The sequence below is a fragment of the Tahibacter aquaticus genome, assembly GCF_004363655.1.
Classification (GTDB): domain Bacteria; phylum Pseudomonadota; class Gammaproteobacteria; order Xanthomonadales; family Rhodanobacteraceae; genus Tahibacter; species Tahibacter aquaticus.
Window position 1 is genome coordinate 208,736 of record NZ_SNZH01000013.1, and the last position, 18,449, is coordinate 227,184.

The following is an 18,449-nucleotide window of genomic DNA, read 5'->3' on the forward strand; positions in this document are numbered from 1 at the left end:
CCACTTTTTGGCATCCATGCGCTGGCGTCGGCTTCTGAAGTTTGCAGCTTTGTTGCTGTTGTTGCTTGCCGTAGGCCTGGCCATCGCGATCCAGTATCTGGCCCAGCCCGAACGCGTCGCTGCGCTGCTGGCCGAGCAGGCGCGCAGCCGCCTGGGCCTGGAACTCGCCTTTTCCGGCACGCCGCGCTATCGCGTATGGCCTCGCCTGCATCTGCAGCTGCTGGACGTGCAGCTGAAGCTGCCCGGCGATACGCAAGCGCTGCTGGGCGCGCAACAGCTCGACGTCAGCCTGCCCTGGAGCAGCCTGCGCGATTCCCGCCTGGTCATCGAACAATTGCAATTGGTACAACCACGGCTGGAACTGGCCGCATTGCGGCGCTGGCTGGACCAGCCCGGCGAAGCCGCCATGCCCGACCTTTCCCTGCACCTGCTGCTGCGCGGTGCCGAAATCCTGCGTGACGGAAAACCCGTAGCCAGCGGACTGGATTTCGACGGCGCGATCGACCTGCACCAGCTGCGGCGCTGGTGGACCGCGCTGGCCGCAGCCGACAGCGACGCGCTGGTGTTGCCGCCGCTCCCCGGCAACCTGCGCCTGCAACGCCTGCAGCTCGACGGCGTCAGCATCGAAGGTCTGCGCATCGACAGCGCCACGCCGCCATGAGCACCGCCGGCAACCCGCTCGCGCCGCGGCTGCTGCACTGGTTCGACCATCACGGCCGCAAGCACCTGCCCTGGCAGACACCGCGCACGCCTTACCGCGTCTGGCTATCGGAAATCATGTTGCAACAGACCCAGGTCGCCACCGTCGTGGGCTATTTCGAGCGCTTCGTCGCCGCCCTGCCGGATCTGTCCGCGCTGGCCGCCGCGCCGCAGGACCAGGTGCTGGGACTGTGGTCGGGCCTGGGCTATTACAGCCGTGCGCGCAATCTGCACAAAGCAGCAAAACTGTGCATGTCACGGCACGACGGCGAGCTGCCACAGGATCTCGACGCCCTGGCCGCCCTGCCCGGCATAGGCCGCTCCACCGCTGGCGCCATCATGGCCCAGGCCTGGGGACTGCGTTGCGCCATCCTCGACGGCAACGTCAAGCGCGTGCTCAGCCGCTACCACGGTGTCGAAGGCTGGCCGGGCAGCACAGCGACCGCACGCACGCTATGGCAGCACGCGGAAACCAATACACCGCAACAGCGTGTCGCCGACTACACCCAGGCCATCATGGACCTGGGAGCAACCGTCTGCGTGCGCAGCCGGCCACGCTGCGGCGTATGCCCCCTGCGCGACGACTGCGTTGCCCTGCGCGACAACCTCACCACGCAGCTGCCGCAGCGCAAGCCGGCCAAGGCCGTGCCTACGCGCCAGACCTGCCTGCTGATCCTGCGCGACGACAGTGGGCGCGTGCTGCTGCAGCGCAGGCCCGCCAGTGGCGTCTGGGCCGAACTGTGGAGCCTGCCTGAAGCAGCCGACAGTACCGAGGCGCTGCGCGTCGCCCAGAACCTGGGCGCAGCGAGCGAAAACCTGCGCGCACTGACACCCTTCACCCATGTATTCAGCCACTACCGCCTCGATATAACGCCACTACTCGCCACGACCCGACCACTGCCGCGCGTAGCCGACCGCGACGACCTGCGCTGGTGCGGCCGCGCCGACTACGTCGACCTGGGCCTGCCCGCCCCGGTGCGGCGCCTGCTGCTGGCCCTGCCCGACTGAACCTGCCCGACCGAAACGAAGGCGCACTGCGCCAGGAGCCCCCGATGAGCCGCACCGTCCATTGCATCAAGCTGCAGCGCGAAGCCGAAGGGCTGTCCTTCGCCCCCTGGCCCGGCGAGCTGGGCAAGCGCATCTTCGAATCCGTGTCCAAGGAAGCCTGGAGCAGCTGGCTGGCACACCAGACCATGCTGATCAACGAAAACCGCCTGTCTCCGCTGGACCCGAAACACCGCGCCTTCCTGGCCGCAGAAGTGGAAAAGTATTTCTTTGGAGAAGGTTCGGCCGCTCCGGCCGGCTACGTTGCGCCGGACGCCTGAGCCAGGCCGCCACCGCACTCAGCGCGGCAGCGAATCGTAGATCGAGCCGACGATCTGCGCCGGCTTGACCCAGCCCTGGCCCCAGCGCGCATCCAGATCCTTGCTCGGCTGTGCCGCGACAACCTCGTCGCGGCTGCGCCCCTCGCGCTTGAGCACGGCAACGCGATCGCGCAGCTGCGCCAGCATGTCCCGCGCCGCCTGCAGCTCGACCTGGCCACCGACAGGCCCGTGCCCGGCAACGATCTTCATGCCGGGATTGCTCAAGGCCAGGCCGCGATCCAGGGCGGCGAGCATGCCATCGACCGTGCCGCCGGTGCCCGTGTCGATGATCGGATACAGGCCGTTGAAAAAGCAGTCGCCCATATGCAGCACGTTGGCTGCAGGCAAATGCACCAGCAGGTCGCCGTCGGTATGCGCGCGCGGAATGTGGATCAGCTGCACCGGCTGGCCGCCCAGGCGCAAGGTGCCGTCACCCTTGAACGCAATCGCCGGCAGCGCCGCGGCAGGCATCGCCGGCATCATCTTGTCCAGATGCTTGAGATAGGTGTCTTCGCCCATGCGCCGCCCCGCATTCACATGCGCCACGATCAGGCTGCCGCGCGCGGCCAGCGCTTCGTTGTTGCCGCTGTGATCGAGGTGCCAATGCGTATTCACCACATAACGCGGCGCTTCCTTGCTGACAGCGTCCAAGGCCTGCAGCAGCGCATCGCGCGTCTTCGGCAATTCGCTTTCCACCAGCAGCGAACCGGCCGAGGTCTGCAGCAGCAACACCGTCGTGGCCGGCCCGCTGAAACTCAGTACGCCCGGCACCAGTTCGGAGAAACCAGGCTTTTGCGCGGATTGTTGCGGTGCTGGCTCCGCCGCGGTCGCCGCGGTCGAACCAATGCCGCAGGCCAGGCAGAACAGTAGGCTACGCAGATACATGAATGACTCCGGCAATCTCGGGCAGGTAAGCGGCCTGATAGCTAGGCTGCGTCGTTTGCGGCGCTCAGCCGAGGCAGCGCGGCCGCCGTCTCCGGCAGCGCGGCCACCGGCACCGAACGCAACAGCCCGCACTTTACCCCGGCCAGCACCTTGAGCATTTCCCCGCGCAGCAGCGGCGCACGACCCAGCGGCCCAAACGCCAGGTCGCGCAGACGGCCGGCCCAGTCGCGCTCGGACTGGAACAGCGGCGTCAGCCAGCGGCTGAGGAACTGGTAGATCCAGATATGCCGGCGCCGCTCGCGATCGTAGACCTGCAGCGCCGTTCCCAGATCGGCCTGGCTGGCCAAGGCCCGCGCCAACGCCGCTGCATCGAGCAAGGCCATGTTGGCGCCCTGCCCCAGCTGCGGACTCATCGCATGTGCCGCATCGCCCAGCCAGGCCACGCGGCCGAGGTGGAAGCGGCGCAGGATCGCGTCGCGATAGATCGCCGGCGCCAGCTGCTGCGTATCGACGATGCTGTGCAGCAGCGGCTGCACTTGCGGCCAGTAGCCACCGACTTCCTCGCGCCAGGCTGCCACGCCACGCTGCAGCACCGCCTGCAGCTGCGCCGCGGGCAGGCTCCAGAAAAAGCCGACCTGGTTGGCTGCCGCAGCCTGGCCCGGCAATACGCCGACCGGCAACAGCCCGGCCATGCGCCGCGTGCCGGCGTAACGCTGCAGCAAGGCGCCGTTGAAACGCTGCTCCGGATCGGCACACAGGCACCACAGCGCGCCCCATGCGTAAACACGGTCGCGCCGGGTCAAGGCCGCGTCGCGCAGGCTCGACGCCGCGCCGCCGGTCACCAGCACAAGATCGTAAGGACCGTGGCGCTGCCCGCTTTCGTCGCGCAGCTCGCCCTTGTGCGCATCGACCGAAGCAATCGCCACGCCGCTGCGCAGGCGGGTTTCCAGCTGTTCGTCGCGCAGAATCTGGAACAGCGCACCGCGCTGGATGCCCAGGCCGAACCAGCGCGGATCCAGCCCCGCATAGTCCATATCGATGACGCGGCGTCCGCTGGTCGTATCGCCGCGCAACTGGCGCACCGGCTGGCCGCAAGCCAGCGCCGCATCGAACAGGCCCAGCTCGGCCAGCACGCACAGGCCCGTCGGCTGCAGCAACAGGCCGGCACCGACCGGCCGCGGCTGCGGCGCGCGCTCGAACACTTCCAGGCGATGACCTTGCCGCGCCAGCAGGCGTGCCGCTGCCTGCCCTGCCGTGCCATAGCCGATCACGGCAATATCCATTGTCTTGGCCACGCCCGCGCCCTCCGTCCCTGGTCGCTACGGTAACCAAAGCGCAGCGCGGCGGCGCGCTTGCGACAACGCGCCGCAAGGAAAAACTATTTGCTCTTGTCGGTGTTCTTGCCGGCAGCCCTTTCCGCACTGGCCGCCTTGCGCTCGGCGCGCATGGCCTTGTAATCGACCGGCTGTATCGAGGCGATATTGCAGCGATCACCGCCTGCGATGACATGGTCGAAACGCGCGTTGACCTTGTGCAGCGTGGAACTCAGGCCAACGGCCTTGGCCCAGGGCAGGTCCGTACAGGGTGGCAACACCTTGATCAGCCAGGCCGTATTGATGGCCGTCCACACCACCACCGCTTCGGTGCCCAGCGCCTCGTAGCTCTGCAGGCGCCAGAACGGCATCGACTCCACGGGTGCGCCGGCAAAGCGCTCGAACTCCGCCAGGCGTGCGGCCTCGCGCTCGGACAGGGCCTGCGCCGGCAGCGCTGTCGCCAGCGCCAACAGCAGCAGCGTTCGGGTCATGCAGGAACGGATAGACATGAGCTTGCTCCGGAATTCGCGTCGTCACCGAGATGATGACGAAACGAGACCGCAGCAGGGTCGCACAGGCGGCGATGAAATTTCATTCATGCCGCCGCGGCGGCAACGATGAGCCCACACCCAGTACCGCTCAACCGCGGACCAGGCCGGCCGCCTCTTCCGCCTGTTCGCGTTCGAACTTCGACAGCTTGGCCGCCACGTCCATATAGCGCTGGCGCACCGCCGCGTCGTCCGGCATCTGACGGGCCAGTTCGACCAGCACTTCGCGACATTCGAAATCCGACCCGATGCCCGCCGCCGCATCCAGCACCGCCAGTGCGCCGTCGTGCTTGAGCGAACCTTTGCGCAGCAAGGCCAGCAGCGCTTCGCGCCGCTCGTAGTCCGAACCTATCCTGGCCACCGCCTTGGCGTAATGCGGTGCGAGCTTCTCCACATCGTCGGCTTTTTCCGCCACACCGATGAGCAAGCTGCGCTGCTCGTAGTCCGAACCGATACGGCCGCCGGCAGCGAGAATTTCCAGCAAGGCCGCATCGTCGCCGCGCGTGCGGTCGAGCAAGGCTTCCAGGCTGCGCCGGCGCTCGTAATCCGAACCGATACCGTCGACCACGTCCAGCCATACCCGGCGCAGCTGTGCATCGCGGCCGATGCGCCCGGCACACTGCACCAGCAATTCCGCCCGCTCGTAATCCGACCCGATGCTGCCCGCACTCTGCAACACCTTGGTCAACTGCGGCGCAGCCACCTGCTGATTGGCCAGCGTCGCCGACAGCACTTGGCGGCGCTCGTAGTCCGAACCGATCTTGCCGACTTCGGCCAGCGCCAGATCCAGCTCGGCTGCAGTCAGCTCGTGCTTTTTCAGCAGCTCGCCCAGGTGCCGGCCGCGCGAATAGTCCGACTTGATCTGCGCCACTTCCTGCAGCACTGCGGTCGCACCGCCGCGCTTGTACAGACGGGCCACGCGCTCGGCCACATTCACCGCCGATTCGCGCAACAGCTGCGGCACGATCGCCGCCACCCATGCCTTGGCCTCCGCATCGAAGGCCTGCTCCTTGCCGTCGCGCCAGTAGCGGCTGCTCACGCTGTCGCCGGCACCGACATACTCGACCTTGCGCGTCACACCGCCGGCGCTCTCCTCGAACGACACCTTGGCGCCGGCCGACAGCGATTCGATCGCCGTCTCGGTCTCGTTGAACGACACCTCGCCAGTCGACTGGAACTCCAGCTTGTGCCCGGCCGAGCGAATGCTGATACGCGTGTTTCCATTGATCGTTTGTGCAGAAGTACAACTTCCGCTCGATGTGTCGCAGCCTGTGTTCTGCGAATCGGAACGGCTGATGCGCACCGAATCGGCCGATACCGCGGTGGAAATAACGAACGCCGGCACCGCCAGTGCCGCCACGATCACGGCCGCCAGCGGCAACAGGCGGCTACCCAGGGAAATTGGAAACGCAGACATCGGAACTCCTTCGAGCAGACGCTCGGCTCGTTGCAACAGGGGCGAACGCGGCGCAGCCATGGCCACGGCGAACGCGGGAAATTGAGGATTGAGGCGCTGCTCCAGACACCGCGCCAGGCATTCGGCCAGCGGCCGGCCGTCGCCGAGTACGCGCGCCGCGGCGGCATCGCATTCCAGTTCCGCCAGCGTATCCAGGCGCTGCAGGGCAACTGCACTCAACGGCAATGGCCACAGCAGCCCACGCCACAAGGCCAGGCCAAAACGCCACAGAGGATCCAGGCGCACCAGATGCGACAGTTCGTGCGCCAACAGCGCACGGCGCTGCTCGCGCGGCAGCGGCAAGGCCCAGACCGGCAGCAGGATCAGCCCCGACCAGGTCGCCATCGGACTGGCGATCTCGGTACTGATGCGCAGCGACGGCACCGCAACAGCGAACGCCCGCGCCACCTGCGCGGCATCGTCCTGCCATTCGCTCGCTTCGAGTTCCAAGGCATTGCGCTGCAGCCGCCGCAATGCCACTGCGGCAAGCAGCAGGCGCAGCCCGCACCACAAGGCATAGACCAGCCAGACTGCCAGCAGCCACGGCAGGCTGCGCGCAACCAGCGCCGGCAACGCAGCCGGTATCGTCAGTGCCGCTGGCGCTGACTTACCGTCCGCCCGCAGTGCCAATGCGGCGGGCGAATGGGCTTGCACCGTTTCCGGATCGCGCACGGTGCTGACCTTGGCCCACGCCGCGGGCGTAGTCCGCGTGGACAGCGCACGTGTTGCCTCCGATGGCGGCACCGGCGCGCTGCCCAGCGTCGCAGGCGAGTCTGCTGCCGGCATCGGCACCTGCAGCAGCGGCGCCAGCAGCGGGCCGCCCTGTGTGGCCGCCAGCCCCAGCTGCAGCAGCGCGCTGGCAACACTACCCAGCACCGCGCTGCGCCAGAGAAATTCCCGCGCCGCTACACGCCGCACCCAGCCCAACCGTTCCAGCGCCCAGGCCACGGCGAGAAACAGCGTCGCGTGCAGCAACAACGTCAGCAGCACGATGCCGATGCGCTCACTCATGTTCGCGCCCTCCCCGGGCCAGCTTCTTGCGCAGCTTTTCCAGATCGCCGGGCGCAATCTCTGCCTCGTCCACCAGATGCGATACCAGCGCCTTGGCGTCACCGCCGAACAGACTGCCCAGCAATTCACTGACCATCGATCGCCGCACTTCCGACTCGCTTACCCGCGCCACGTAATAAACCTGGCGCGCATCGCGCCGCAGCGCCACCACGCCGCGCTTCTCCAGCCGCGTCAGCATCGTCGCCACGGTGGTGTGCTTGATCCCCCGCTCCTGCGCCAGCACCTCGGCCACCTCTGCCGTGCTGCATTCCCCGCGTAACCACAGCACGCGCATCAGCGCAATCTGCAGATCGCTCAACACCACATCCGGCGCATTCGCCATAGCCACTCTCTACACCTGTCGTACTACAGTTGTAGTAGATGGGTGATGCGGTTGCAATTGGCCGGAAGTCATGGCCGCGCCGGCGCTGTCGTCCCTGCGTGTCTGCTCGCCCACGTGCCCGCCCGCCCCCAGCGCAGGCCAGTACGAGGAGTCTGCCCCGCCTGCTCCGGCGCGCGGAGTAACCAGGGCAGCCCCCACACCTGCTGAGGCGAAAATCGCCGCACTGCGCGCTTGTTTCCGCGCAAAAGGCGCATCCTGCAAACGACCTGGCCAACGGCAGCGGCTGGTCAATTCTTAAGCAATCGAAATCCGCGCTTGACTCCGCAACCCTGCCCCGATTTAATACGCGGCCTTCCCGCTGCGACCGCTCTGGTCGCACGCAGCAACACTCAGGCCGGGTAGCTCAGTTGGTAGAGCAGGGGATTGAAAATCCCCGTGTCGGCGGTTCGATTCCGTCCCCGGCCACCATTTAATCAAGCACTTACGTCACGCGTCGTCACGAACCCACGGGCTATGGCTCCCTTGTGGCTCCCTGGCGAACCGAATGATGCCGCCGGCCGATCCGTTGCGGTAGGCTTTGTTCCATGACGAGCCTTTTGTCCACAGATCCACTTTTGTCGGCGGTTGCGGCGTTCCCGCGGCCGCTGCTTTTGACGGAGAAGGACGTCGCCGCACTGCTGCGGTGTTCGACGCGGCTGCTGCAGCAATGGCGCGCCGATGGCGTATCGCCGCCGGCGTGGATGGCGCTGGGTCCGAAGCTCGTTCGTTATCCGGCGGCGGCGCTCATCGCTTGGATCGACGGCGGCGCCGGCACGTCGAAAGCACCGCGGTCGATCGCTGCTACGACGGTAGCCCCCGTGACGGACGGTTTGTTCGCACCCGATTGGGCCGGCGCCGGCTTCGACGAGCCGCCGTTCCGCGGCGGGCGGCGACCTAAGGTCCGCCGCACGTCGTTCATGGGCCTGCTCAGCACCGGCCTGCCCGACGAGGAATGGCTGTTCGTCGTCAGAAGCGCCTCCGGCCGCCCGATTGAGTTCGTCGAATCGCTGCAGCACGACCGCAGCGACGACGACGAGGTGGTGTGGCTTCGGCTGGATGAATACCTTGAGGCGAGCGCGCGCGCAGCCGCGCACGCGGCCGCATCGTCCTTTCAAACCGTTTTGGAAGAATCCATGCCAGATGCTGAACCTAACCGCTATCGACGTGAACCGCTCTGACCGAGCGGCGCCAAGGAGACCGTGCTAGAACCGAAGCACGGTCATAAAGCCAAGCCGCAGTCCTCGGGATTCGACGATCGGGGCAGCAGGAGCGGGTTGGAAGGTCGCCGGGGTCGCTCGCCGGACGGCCCTCCGCAATGCACCGCAGCCAGCGCGATCCGTCACGGTCAGGCCGAGCACAAGAAGCTGACGTGGAATCCAGACAAGCGCAGCAACGACCGCGCTCGCTGGGCCGCACTACTTGGCCGGGAAGCCGAGCGTGTGCTGCTTGAGACGAAAAGATCCGCTTTAGCGCCTGGATGATTGGGCACTGGAGCGGCAGTGGGTCTGGCAACGTCAGGGTGGCACGCCGCTCAGGGCAGTTCACCACTCCGCCCCTCACTCACTTGCTCGCTATCCTTTCGATGTGCGCTTAAGCTCGGCTAAGCGACCACAAAGGAAGAATGCGACATGCGCCCCGAATGTTCCGGAAATGCGATTTTTAGGGTCATAGCAACCGACAAACAGGTCAAGATCCCGTCCGATGAGTTGGAGTGGCAAGACGAGGTCGAGGAAGGTAGTGAATCCAGCATGGGGCCTCGCAGAACCCACTACGCTGAGGCCGAAGTCGGCGACGAGGGGCATACGGTCGTTTGGAACCTATGGGAATACCCTCTTGGCGCCCCAGAGGACTCGCAGACGGAATACAACAAAGAGGTCCTTGAGCTCGTTCAGGACTTCGATTATCGGCTGGTGCATGATCCGGAGGACAGGAGGGAGCCGGAGGAACCGGAGGAGTAACGTACGCACTGCTTGGTGCCTATGCTAGCCCGTGGATACCTACGCTTTCTTTGAGATGGGCGCCGGTGAAAGGCCCGCCGTAACTGCACCTCGTCCGAGCTGAAGTCCGCGATCATGAGCGGCGTAAAAGGATACCTCGACTGAGGAAAATCCTAGGTATCGACCCTCTGCCAACCTATTGAATCTGCACGTAAAGATGAAAAACCGGCAAAAGAATAGCGGGCGATGGGATGGATGTACACCCCATCGTAAGCGACTGATCCGCTGAGGGAGTCAGCGCGCTAACGGCTCGAAAAAGGATAGCCCGAGGGATACCTGGGCTCGGCGGCGAACGTAGCAAACCCGCGGTTTTGAAGTCGAGAGAAACGCTGCCCCAGGTTCTGCGGGGGGGGCTGCACCATCTCTGCTCCTGCGTCTGGCCCTGAGGGACGGTTCCCCCAGGGCCAGGACTCATCCGGCTCAGTCTTCGTCCGGCGCGAGGATCGTGGCGACGCATTCGCCCTGGTCGCCCGGTCCAAGTACCAGGGCGAGCCTCGTCAGCTGCGGGTGGCGTCCGCCGCGTGGCACCACCCGGACATCAAACTCGACCCGCCCGGTGTCGCCGCGGCGGGCAGCAGCTCGTGCCGCAAGCGACGCCATCCAGACAACGTCCCACAGCCGGCCGTCCTCGTCCTGCGGCGTCCTTTCATCCGGGCTCCAGCTGACGCACGTTGCCCAGACCTGGGCCGTCAGCGCCACGGGCACCTTGAAGCCGGCTTCCTGCGCCATCGCCCCGGCGTCCATCAGCACGCCATCGTCGAGGGCCTCGCGGCGGGTGTACGTATGGATGACGTCGTCGTTGGTGAACATGCGCTGCTCCTTCCTTCGTGGTCCGGTCCCCGGGCATCGGGGTTCCGATGCCCGGAATGGGCGAACCCCCGCCCGGAGGGAGGCGCGGTCAGGGGAGCGGCGGCGGAACGCCGGCGCAGGACCACGGCTGGTGCGGGCTGGAGCGATCGAAGGGAGCGACGACTCGGGCCGGGGGCCGGCCCTTGACCGGAGAAGCCGAACGCGAGGGCTGCTTTAGCTCCGTTTTCCGCTTGTCCTGTGAGAGGAGTCGTCGCTGTACGGCAGTGGTGGAAGGTTGTCCACGCCTACGCACCGTTCGGCCGTCCGATTTCGCTGGTCCTCGGACGGTCAACCCGCGTTGACCGACCCATCCGGTGAGGGTTCAACCGCCTGCTGACCGGCAGCGGATCCTGACCGGCTTGTTTTCCTCTTTCAGCAGGTTTTCCTATGGCTTACGTTTACTTGATCGCCGAAGAACCACACCCCGGCGAGACCAGCGGTCCGTGGACCAAGATCGGTTTCTCGAACAACCCACCTGAATGGCGGCTCGGCGCGAACCTGAAGCGCGGCAACTCCCGCGCGTTGTCCGTGGCGGCCGCTTTCAAATACCCCACCGAGGCCGACGCGCTGGCGGCCGAACGGCTCGCGCAACAGCAGTTCTCGAGTACCTGCGTGGGGAAAGAGTGGTTCCGCGTAGGTTGGCAGGACGTGGCCCGGTGGTTCGGCAGCGTTGGCGCCATCGCCCGCACGGCTGAGGACATCGCCGCAGACAAGTTGAGGTAACCGATGAACGATTCCAGCAACCCGATCCAGGCCGTCACGGACGACCAGATTCGCACCGCGATCGAACGGCTGCGGCGCAACAAGCAGCTTTTCAGCACGGTGGACGTGATCCGCGCCATCCTCGGCTTCTACCACCGGGATGTCGGCGTCCGCGGCGCATCGCCCAACGGCATGTTCGGCAAGCGCCTCATGAAGTACGCGCATGAGTTCGGCATCGCCCGAGTGCCGCCGGACCAGCCGGTGGACGACGGCGAGGGAGGCACGACGACAGCCGCGATGTGGCGGCCGGCACCGTAGCGTCGGATCGTCGGGCCGTCAGTCGCGAACAATTTTCATGAGAGTTTTTTTCCTATTGCGGCAGAAGTTGCATAGACCAAACCGCCGCCGGGAATCTCCATGAAAAGATACGATGGTATCCAAGCGCTTATCTGCTCCGCCGTGCTTGGCATGACGGTTACGCCGCTGGGCGCGAATCCTGCGGGAGCCGACGTCGAGCCATCGCCCGCGCAGCAGATCCTGAGTCCGTCGAACGAAGCCGGCGCAGTATTCGGCAGCCATTTGTCGCTGTCGGGAGACCGGGTTGCGATCGGCGCGGTTACCGCCAACACCAACGGCATCGAAGATGCCGGAGCCGTCCACATCTTCGAGCGCGTGGGCAGCCAGTGGCAGCATGCGTCGCAGCCCATACCGTCCGATCCCGGCATCTCCAGCAATCTGGGCACCGTCGCCTTGCAGGGTACGCGCCTGCTTGCCGGCGCCAGCGGACAAGCCTCAGGGATTGGCGCGGCGTATATATTTGAACGGAACCCGGCAGGCGACTGGATACAGCAGAGGAAGTTCGTCCCGGACAATCCGACGACGAGCTGCGTCCTGACGAACGGCTGCCATCGTTTCGGTATCGCAGTCGCGCTCGACGGCGATACCGCCGTGGTCGGTGCCAGCCGCGAAAACGATCGGAAGGGTGCGGTCTACGTATTTGTACGCGATGCCCTGGGCAACTGGGCGAAACAACAGCGGCTGGTCGCCAACGATTCGAGCACCTACCCTCATTTCGGCGCCGCGGTTGCGCTGCAGGGCGATACGCTGTTGATCGGCGCCGAGTTTCAGGACGTCAGCGGCGTGACATATCGCGGCGCCACGTATGTATTCACTCGCACTGTGGGTACCTGGACGCAGCGCGCGCGCCTGAGCGCCGCCGATGGCGAAGCGCGTGACAACTTCGGCAGCACCCTGGCGCTGGATGGCGATACGGCACTGATCGGCTCCCGGCTGGCCAACCTGGCCGGCCAGAACAATCGCGGCGCCGTCTATGCGTTCGTCCGGAGCGCTCCTGCCGTCTGGAATCTGCAGGCGCGCCTGAATGCTTCCGACGGCGTCGGCGAAGGTCCAGCCGACCATCACACGGGCGACCAGTTCGGTCTCGCGATAGCCCTGCGCGGCGATACAGCCTGGATAGGCAAATCCCCTGGAAACCTCACGACTCCCCTGCCCGACCGTTATGGTTCGGTCTATCAGTTCGTGCGCACGGCGGGCTTGTGGAACGAGATGCAGCGCTTCACGCCCGCGACGGGTTCGCCCGGCGACGGCTTCGGCGCGTCCATCGCGTTCGACGCAAAATCCCTGCTCGTCGGCGCGCCCTACGAAGGTACGTCGCCCGGCGAACCCGCCGAGCGCGGGATGGTATACGCGTATACCCTGCCACAGGCGGACTTGATCTTCGCGGACGACTTCGAATCGTAGGGAACGGCGCTGGCGATCTGTGTCGCGTCAAATGCAGAGCGGCGTGGACCTGATCGCGCTCCATGGCATGGGCGGCTTGCGTCGTACAGCAATCGCAGACGGACACGCAGACGTCGGGGCCGAGCACGATCGGCGCTCGGCCCGCGTCGCGCTTCCCTGCACATCGTCCGGACCGCAACGACGCGGCGTTGCGATACGGGCGACGCGCTGTCATCGTCGCCAGTTCGCAAGAACCGTTCGTCTCCACTAACCCCGACTACTTGGCCCGTTCAATCTTCGCTTGGCGCGAGGATAGTACCGACCGACTCGCGCCGCCTCCGGCCCAACGTGCAAATCCAGTTGGATTCGGACCAGCCCCCCTCCCCTCGCCGGACCACGAAGAGCTCAAAGGTGATGCGATTCCCGTTCACCGCGCCGCGGTCCGGGCGGCCAACGCCCGCCGCCTGGAATACCAGATCCCACAGCCTTCCGCTCTCGTCCTGGATCGGGCTTGGCTTCCGGCCATTCCACGCAGTCGGCCCAAGCCGCAGCGGTGACCGAAACCGGGATCCGGAATCCGGCTTCGTGGGCATGTTCGGTGACTTCGATCAGCGCGCCGTCGCCGATGGCGCCGGCACGGGTGTAGGAAAAAACGAGGTGGGCGGATGGGGCGCCCCCTGGGTCATAGCTCGGCCCCCGGCCGAGACGACTGGCTGAAAAGGAAGCACTGACGTAAAGAACGGTTCCGCTCACTTGAAAGCGCTATAACCATGTCCCCGGAAACCGTTATTGCATCACTATCTGCGTTCTCAAACTACATCGGCAGCACGCTCGGAAGGTCGCCGCACACTGTCAGAGCGTATGCCTCTGATGTTCGCTGTCTTGCGCGATTTTTAACTCGATGTCCTACCTCCAATACGCCGGCTACCAGCGCCAGATCGGATTTCGCGGCAGAGTTCGTGACTTGGCTGCGCATCGACGAACGAAATAGCCCCGCGACAGCAAAGCGAAAGATGGCCGCGCTTTGCACCTACTTTGCGTGGCTTGTCAAGAATGGAAGTATTAGTCAATCGCCGATCAAAGACTCAAACGTAGAAATTCGGCTGCCAAAACGTCTGCCAAGAGCAGTCCCACGCCAGGATGTCGCTCGTTTGTTTAAGGGCTATCACGTTGAGGAAAGGAACAATGCCTCGACCCAACTCGCAGTTCGCATGCTTGTCGCGACAGGTGTTCGCATCAGTGAACTTTGCGCGATCAATGTCGGAGACATTTCACCTGATGGGGCTTCGATCAGGATATGGGGAAAGGGGAATCGCGAGCGAACGGTCTTCGTATCTAGCTTGGATTTGCAGGGCAAACTGATCCGAGCTCTCGATGGAAGAACCACCGCCACGAGTATCAGCGAGCCGCTATTTGTTACTCGAAGAAACATGCGGCTAACCCCACAGGCCTTCCGGCTACGCCTGCATCGACTTCGCACTTCCTGCGATGTCGCTATGCGCGTAACGCCGCATTGTCTGCGTCATACGGCCGCCACACTGCTCTTGGAGTCCGGCGTTGACATCCGCTTCGTGCAACGCCTGCTTGGCCACGCAAGCATCTCGACGACCGAGGTATACACACGCGTAGTGGACGAAAGCCTACGAAATGCACTCCTAAGAGCCGATCCGTTGCGAGGCATGTAGCGATAACTAGGATTTATGCATGTATCTCGACATTGGCAATGAGCATCTCGTGCGTGAGGCAGCTCTCAGCGGTCGGCGAGCAGCATCAGAAACAGCAATCATTCTAGTCATCTGCGTGAAGGGCCTCACGCGCGTGCGCCGTGACTACAGCCGCTACTCGATCACGACCAGCTTCTTTAGCGCTCAGGAATTGGACGATCTGATCGTTGCGTTGCGCAGCCTAGGCTTCTACGTCCAGCACTTTCATGACGAAGTAGAGTTCATTAACTGGGCTGCTGAGGGAGGGCTAGATGCCCTTCGGCAGATCAATAAACTTGTCTACGCCGGTTCGATCAACGGAACCGGGCCTGGACGCCGTTGCCTCATCCCATCCTTCTGCGCACTTGAGGGTATTGAGACGCTGAATTCGGACGCTTACAGCTCCGCAATCAATAGGCACAAGTTCCATTGGACCAAACTACTCGGTTCATTCGGCCTAAGGGTTCCAACGAGTTGGTTGTTTGAACCGGGCAAGAGCTGGCTCGCAGGAAGCACGCCAAGCCCCGGCGAGCGAGTCATCGCCAAGGCGCTTCATGAGGACAGCAGTATTGGTGTGTCGGCCGAAGGTGTTGGGGAATGGTCGCCAAAAATAGCGCAGCATGTCGTGGAGCTCGCATCAGATCTCAACCAAGCGATCATGGTGCAGAGTTTCATTGCAGGAATGGAGGTCGAGGTTCCGGTGCTTGAGTTGGGTGCCGTCCGTTTCGCCGCCCCCACGGTGCTATTGAACAACAGCGGCGCGAGCGATGCAGCGGACTTCCTAACCTACGATCTGGTCTGGGATGATCGCTACCGATACGGCGCGCATGAAATGCTTACGCCTATGCATCAGACACGACTGCGTGCCGCTGCGATTCAAGCCTGCGAGCTCTTGAACTTCCGCTTCTTTAGCCGGGTTGACTTCCGACTCGATGCCGCCGGCAACGAGTACATCATCGACATATCGACAACGCCCCACCTGACGCGCCAAAGCTCGTACGCCCATCTATTCGCGACACTTGGCCTGGAATATGCCGATGTGCTTGCAGCGTTGGTCGGCGCCAAGTTAGCTGCGGCAAGACCTCAGTCTTCGGCCCAATACTGAAGGTCCGAAAGCAAATAGCCTCGACCGAAGTGCTGCCAGCCAGGCCCCACTTCGGAAATGTTTCCGAAGTGACCGATGTAGTCCTCCCAATCCGACACTGTCCCCGGAGTATTACGATCGAGGCATGCGGTTTGTATGGCGTGCCTGCGATCAAGATAAGGCCTGATCGGCATCTCGATACGTTTGAGAGCTTCTGTTGCTCGCCCCCAGGACTTACGAGCATCCTGATCGCTGCCGAGAGCGTACTGAACCCCAGTCAGGTTGGCGAATATGAAATATGTATAGTAGGCGTCGTAATCAGGCGCGATAGAAACAACTGCGGTCATCTCTTCGAGGATGGGCAGGGCCTCTGCTGGCCGACCGTCGAGCGTGATGAGGACGGCTTGATTACTTCTCAGTAGTGTGGTGTCGGTGGATTTCGGGCCAGACGCAATGGCCTGTCCTACTGCTGCTGCAGCGGCAGCTGCGGTTAAGATGCCAGCACGAAACCCCGCTACAATCAGATTGTTGGCCAGCATATCAACCCGCGGAAATAGATAATGCTGACCTTTTGCCTGTAGCTCGGCCAAGAATCGCTCGCCGTCCTGCGCTGTAGCGAAGGCAGACTGGAACGAGCCATTCAGAATCTGGTTTGCTGAGAGATTTGTCAGCCCAACAAAATAGTTTATTGGATCACTCACGTCAGGCTGCCGTTCGCGCGGGCCGAATAGATCAAGTGCTTCGCAAATCATTGCTGCAGCGACTTCCGGCACGTAGAGCATGTCGGCTTTTAGTTTGAGGCGCGTTAAAGTCCTGCTTGCCTCACGATCGAACTTTTCGCGCGGACTGAGCTTTGCCGCCAGCTCGTGTGCCACAGACTTGGCGCCATCGACATCACCGTCGTAGTACATGACGATGATTTGAGTGAGCATTAGGCGACTCCAGACCTCGATCTCCGAATCTATCGCCTTGGCCCAGCGCTGCAGAACATTGCGTGCAGCCCGCCAATGGTCCTTAGTCAGTCCATTGACATAGCAGCGTGCCATCAGGCAATCGCGTTCGGCGAGCAGCGATGAGGGCAGTGTCTCATCGATGTGCTTTCCAACCTCAATGGCTGCGTCATACCGACCACTATCGTAGTGATCCCAGGCTTCCCACATCGTTTTGACAAACCGTCCACAGCTACCCTGCAACCCGTAGCCAACGACACACGAGCTGCGATCTGCGACGCCCGTCCTTCTTTCGGCCAACGCTTGGTGAGCACGCGCAATGGATGCAAGGTCGCCTTGATCGGCGAGGGAGTGATGGTGCCACCGCGAGCGATAGTCCCCGGGACGCAGCAGTTGTAAACATTCCGCGAAACGGCGGTGAACGTCGGGGTCCCGCTCCTTGCTTACCTGGGAAAAGTAGCGCTGGATGATTTCGTGTGAGAAGACGAGACGATCGCTGTCTGACGACAGCAGATCCAATCGCCGTGCATCATCTAAGCAAGCGGAGATTTCTGGAGACAGATCTTTTGCAAGGCAACGAACTTCGCTGTCGGTGAATGACAACCCGATTGCTGCCGCCTGACACAGGAGGCTCGCCATTTTCACGCCCCGAGCACCGAGTAAGGTGATTCGTTCCTCCAAAAGCTCGCGGCAAAGCGCATCAATGTCGGAGACGGCAGGCGACGATATAGAGGCAGTAGGCGTGTCGAGTCGCTGCGCCAACCGCTGGGCCATCGCTAAGTGACCCCGTGACGCACGATACAGGGCGGCCAGCGTGTCACCATCGGGCAATTGTCGGGCACCGAGCGCCATCAGAAGCTTGCCAAAAAGCGCCTCCAGACAAGGCTCCAGTTTGACCGTCGCTCCACCAAGCAACTGGCGAATCTTGGCAAGTTTGTCTGGGTGCGTTGTGTTCTGGTCTGGCGTCAATACCGCAAGAAACTTGGTCCGCGTCAGGAATGGAAAAACACCGTCGAGCTTGTTGGTCAAGATCAGAGTTAAAAGGTCGAGCGACTGCCCATCCCACCAGTGCAGGTTTTCGAGGACGATCAGAACGTCGTTTTCTTCTGCTCGTCGCTCGATTTCAATTAGCAATTCACGCTCAGCCTGAGGCAAGAATGGCGTTTGGTGTGTCTGTGCGATTTCGCGATAGTTGAGCAGCATGTTCACGGAGAACTGAATGAAGCTACCCGCCATAGGAACGCCCCGGCCCGCCTCGGAAGCTGCGGTCTTGGCGAGACGCCGCAATCTGGGCGCCCGAGACAAGGCAATTGCAAGGGGAAGAAGCTGACGATTGCCGTTAAAGGGGTCCCCCTCCGCGACCAGCACCACCCGACGATCACCGCTAAGAAGGCGGGTGATCTCCTTGACCACCCATGATTTCCCACTGCCCGACGGCCCTTCGAGGGTCAGCCTCGGGTGCACATCTTTCGCTCCGACCCATTCCCTAATCGTACTCAGTGCCGCATCTTGACCGGTCAGGCTCGAAGCAGTCATAAATCCTAGTTATCGCTAGTTAGTGGCAAGCCGAGGACGCTGATCATGAGGTGTATCGGGGCAATAGGGGGCGATGCGCGCGCGATGTCCGTGCGCGAAAGATACGGAAGTCATTCCATCTTCTCGAATACGCCCGTAATGCCGGGAGACACCATACTTTGCATTGAAAATGTGTCGCGACCTGGCTGCCT

The 18,449-nt window shown here is 63.5% G+C and carries 17 protein-coding genes and 1 tRNA gene; 11 read left to right on the plus strand and 7 right to left on the minus strand.

All coding sequences use genetic code 11. The features are described from left to right. Positions 1 to 52: 52 nt before the first annotated feature. The 3 genes from DFR29_RS20000 to DFR29_RS20010 are packed head-to-tail and all read left to right on the plus strand — an operon-like array spanning position 53 to position 2,024. Positions 53 to 661: an AsmA family protein gene (locus tag DFR29_RS20000; protein ID WP_208113662.1), complete on the plus strand. Its 609-nt coding sequence runs from the start codon at positions 53 to 55 to the stop codon at positions 659 to 661. After that, positions 658 to 1,707 carry an A/G-specific adenine glycosylase gene (gene mutY / locus DFR29_RS20005; protein ID WP_133820409.1) on the plus strand — a complete coding sequence of 350 codons (1,050 nt, stop codon included), beginning with the start codon at positions 658 to 660 and terminating at the stop codon, positions 1,705 to 1,707. Before DFR29_RS20000 ends, mutY begins: the two co-directional genes overlap by 4 nt. 44 nt (positions 1,708 to 1,751) lie before the next feature. Then, positions 1,752 to 2,024: an oxidative damage protection protein gene (locus DFR29_RS20010; RefSeq protein ID WP_133820410.1), complete on the plus strand. Its 273-nt coding sequence runs from the start codon at positions 1,752 to 1,754 to the stop codon at positions 2,022 to 2,024. An 18-nt stretch (positions 2,025 to 2,042) separates the two neighbouring features. Here the strand turns inward: DFR29_RS20010 and DFR29_RS20015 are convergent, their stop codons facing one another. From DFR29_RS20015 to DFR29_RS20035, 5 genes are all read right to left on the minus strand, one after another. After that, on the minus strand, positions 2,043 to 2,948 hold the full coding sequence (locus DFR29_RS20015) for an MBL fold metallo-hydrolase (RefSeq protein ID WP_133820411.1): 906 nt from the start codon (positions 2,946 to 2,948) through the stop codon (positions 2,043 to 2,045). Between the two features lie 41 nt (positions 2,949 to 2,989). Further along, entirely contained in the window at positions 2,990 to 4,243 is a 1,254-nt protein-coding gene (locus DFR29_RS20020; RefSeq protein WP_133820412.1) for an FAD-dependent oxidoreductase, read from the minus strand. 83 nt (positions 4,244 to 4,326) lie between these two features. Next, a complete protein-coding gene (locus tag DFR29_RS20025; protein WP_133820413.1) occupies positions 4,327 to 4,770 on the minus strand; it encodes a DUF6491 family protein in 444 nt (147 codons plus the stop codon). Positions 4,771 to 4,900: 130 nt separating this feature from the next. Continuing rightward, positions 4,901 to 7,276 carry a M56 family metallopeptidase gene (locus tag DFR29_RS20030; RefSeq protein ID WP_133820414.1) on the minus strand — a complete coding sequence of 792 codons (2,376 nt, stop codon included), beginning with the start codon at positions 7,274 to 7,276 and terminating at the stop codon, positions 4,901 to 4,903. Continuing rightward, positions 7,269 to 7,658, minus strand: a complete 390-nt coding sequence (locus tag DFR29_RS20035) for a BlaI/MecI/CopY family transcriptional regulator (RefSeq protein ID WP_133820415.1) — start codon at positions 7,656 to 7,658, stop codon at positions 7,269 to 7,271. The genes DFR29_RS20030 and DFR29_RS20035 overlap by 8 nt, the downstream gene beginning before the upstream one ends. Before the next feature lie 392 nt (positions 7,659 to 8,050). On the opposite strand from DFR29_RS20035, the gene DFR29_RS20040 reads away from it, so the two are divergent. The 3 genes from DFR29_RS20040 (at position 8,051) to DFR29_RS20050 (ending at position 9,655) form a co-directional block, all read left to right on the plus strand. Then, a tRNA-Phe gene (locus DFR29_RS20040) sits at positions 8,051 to 8,126 on the plus strand. 116 nt (positions 8,127 to 8,242) lie between these two features. After that, positions 8,243 to 8,875: a helix-turn-helix transcriptional regulator gene (locus DFR29_RS20045; protein WP_133820416.1), complete on the plus strand. Its 633-nt coding sequence runs from the start codon at positions 8,243 to 8,245 to the stop codon at positions 8,873 to 8,875. Between the two features lie 450 nt (positions 8,876 to 9,325). Next, positions 9,326 to 9,655, plus strand: coding sequence for a hypothetical protein (locus DFR29_RS20050; protein WP_133820417.1), 330 nt, complete (start codon positions 9,326 to 9,328; stop codon positions 9,653 to 9,655). Positions 9,656 to 10,114: 459 nt separating this feature from the next. On the opposite strand, the gene DFR29_RS20055 is transcribed toward DFR29_RS20050, so the two are convergent. Then, complete coding sequence (locus tag DFR29_RS20055) at positions 10,115 to 10,504, minus strand: DUF6573 family protein (RefSeq protein ID WP_133820418.1); 390 nt, start codon at positions 10,502 to 10,504, stop codon at positions 10,115 to 10,117. Positions 10,505 to 10,945: 441 nt separating this feature from the next. Here DFR29_RS20055 and DFR29_RS20060 point away from each other — a divergent pair, with 441 nt between their 5' ends. The 5 genes from DFR29_RS20060 to DFR29_RS20080 all read left to right on the plus strand — a co-directional run bounded on the left by DFR29_RS20060 (position 10,946) and on the right by DFR29_RS20080 (position 15,793). Then, a complete protein-coding gene (locus tag DFR29_RS20060) occupies positions 10,946 to 11,266 on the plus strand; it encodes a GIY-YIG nuclease family protein (RefSeq protein WP_166654225.1) in 321 nt (106 codons plus the stop codon). Between the two features lie 3 nt (positions 11,267 to 11,269). Continuing rightward, entirely contained in the window at positions 11,270 to 11,563 is a 294-nt protein-coding gene (locus DFR29_RS20065; protein WP_133820420.1) for a hypothetical protein, read from the plus strand. 99 nt (positions 11,564 to 11,662) lie between these two features. Then, positions 11,663 to 13,006, plus strand: a complete 1,344-nt coding sequence (locus DFR29_RS20070) for a hypothetical protein (protein ID WP_133820421.1) — start codon at positions 11,663 to 11,665, stop codon at positions 13,004 to 13,006. Between the two features lie 749 nt (positions 13,007 to 13,755). Further along, on the plus strand, positions 13,756 to 14,670 hold the full coding sequence (locus DFR29_RS30550) for a tyrosine-type recombinase/integrase (RefSeq protein WP_133820422.1): 915 nt from the start codon (positions 13,756 to 13,758) through the stop codon (positions 14,668 to 14,670). 19 nt (positions 14,671 to 14,689) lie between these two features. Next, complete coding sequence (locus DFR29_RS20080) at positions 14,690 to 15,793, plus strand: D-alanine--D-alanine ligase family protein (RefSeq protein ID WP_133820423.1); 1,104 nt, start codon at positions 14,690 to 14,692, stop codon at positions 15,791 to 15,793. Here the strand turns inward: DFR29_RS20080 and DFR29_RS20085 are convergent. Further along, complete coding sequence (locus DFR29_RS20085) at positions 15,772 to 18,258, minus strand: AAA family ATPase (protein WP_133820424.1); 2,487 nt, start codon at positions 18,256 to 18,258, stop codon at positions 15,772 to 15,774. The genes DFR29_RS20080 and DFR29_RS20085 overlap by 22 nt on opposite strands. Positions 18,259 to 18,449: the final 191 nt, after the last annotated feature.